Source organism: uncultured Faecalibaculum sp. (assembly GCF_910588395.1).
GTDB lineage: Bacteria > Bacillota_I > Bacilli_A > Erysipelotrichales > Erysipelotrichaceae > Faecalibaculum.
The window spans coordinates 1-1,682 of sequence record NZ_CAJUPA010000086.1 but is presented as its reverse complement, the minus strand read 5'-3'; the positions used below and the strand labels follow the sequence as shown (position 1 = coordinate 1,682).

2 protein-coding genes are annotated in these 1,682 nt (G+C 58.7%); both read left to right on the top strand.

Translation table 11 applies throughout. The features are described from left to right. Positions 1 to 767: hypothetical protein (locus tag QZ305_RS11695; RefSeq protein WP_294732177.1), on the top strand; the 767-nt coding region annotated here is incomplete at its 5' end. Further along, positions 768 to 1,682, top strand: a 915-nt coding sequence (locus QZ305_RS11690) for a hypothetical protein (RefSeq protein WP_294732176.1), incomplete at its 3' end; no start/stop codon positions are given. It abuts the gene before it with no gap.

Below are 1,682 nucleotides of genomic sequence, written 5' to 3'. Positions count from 1 at the left end.
CCATGATCGCGGAGGCCATGATCGCCGCAAGGGGCGTGGGCGCTGTCCGCAACTTCTCCCGCCAGCATTTCGGCGGCGGCCACAGCAGCAGCTCTTCCCATGTAAATAACGGCTCCGGCTCACCCGGAAGCCCCGGCAGTCCGGGCGGGTTTATGGCAGGCGGCCTTGCGGGGGTAGTCAGCCGGCAGGTCACAAACAGCGCCATCCGCACAGCCACCTCCCACACGGAAACAAACAGACAGGGCGGAAAGGCTCCCGGCGGCAGTATCGGCGGGTTTGCGTCCGCCATATCCGCCGGCATCGGGGGGAACATGTATGCATCTTCCGTTGCAAAGGGCGGCGATTTTGCCAATAACGTCATCGGCACAGTAGCAGCCGGAAATATTTCCTCCATGGGCACCATGACCGGGGAAAAGGCTGCCCAGGCCCTCCATTCCTACATGGGCTATGCCGCCCTGGAGGAAGGCGCACAGCATGTACCATCCTTTACAGGCGTGGAAATCGGGGGCGGGCGCATCACCGGCACGGAGATCTCGGAGGAACACCCGGAAGGTATTTCCTTCGGCATGTACCACGCAGACCAGTACGCTGCGCCGGAGGGGGCTTATGCTACCGTGCAGGCCGTGGACGGCACTTCCTGGTACAAACAGTACGCACAGGACGCCGTGGAAAAATCCCCTTACATGGCGGCGGACGGCTCCATCGCCTATAAGGAATCCATTGTGAAAAAAATGCCCCCGGCGCCCAAAAGAAAGGACAGGCTATAAATGGAAGAAAGACAGAAGAACGGGCTGGAAGAAGCCCTTGAGACCGGCGCGTCTGCGGCACACCTTGCCAGGGGCGCCGTAAAAGCGGGGAAGGCGGTGTCCGGGGCCGCAAAGGGTGCCGCCGTGGGCGGGCCATACGGCGCAGCTGTAGGGGCGTTATGGGAAGGGCGTAAGTTTGTCGGAAAGTTCCTGGCAGCCGCCGCTGTCCTGTTACTGCTCCCGGTGCTTTTTGTGCTGATGCTCCCCGGCCTGATCTTTGACGGCTTTTCCTCCGCCTTTTCCCCCGCTGACACGGAAAACCCCATCCTGAACAGTGAGGCCGCTGTTGTGGAGAATGCCAACACCATCACCTTCACCATCAGCAGCATCCTGGGGGAAGGCATGGAAGATGTCATGGAACGGATCGGGCGGGATTTTGCCGCCTCGGACGGGGATGAAATGGAGGTCATCAATCCCTATGAGACAAGCCCCGTATACAATGCCAACCTTTTTGTCTCCCAGTACTGCGCGGCAAAGGATAAGGAATTTGCGGATATCTCCATTGCGGACATGGCGGCTGTCATGCGCCGTGGGAAATCCCACCTTTACTCCTATAAGCGGACCGAGGAGATCCGTGAAAAGACGGTGGAGGACCCGGAAACCGGGGAAGAGACTACCGTATCCGAAAAATGGATGATCTATACCATTTCCTATAACGGGGAAGATTATTTTGCCGACCAGGTATTTTCCCTCACGGAAGAACAAAGGGAGCTTGCCGCCGATTACGCACAGAACCTGAGCCTCTTCCTTGGCGACGGGCTGGTCCAGAACCTGGAAAACTGGGAAGGGAACAGCATCCCCTCCCTGGGTGATGTACGCTTTACGGATGGCAGCACGGAAGTTGTCTATTTCAACCAGCTGGATGAACGCTATGCC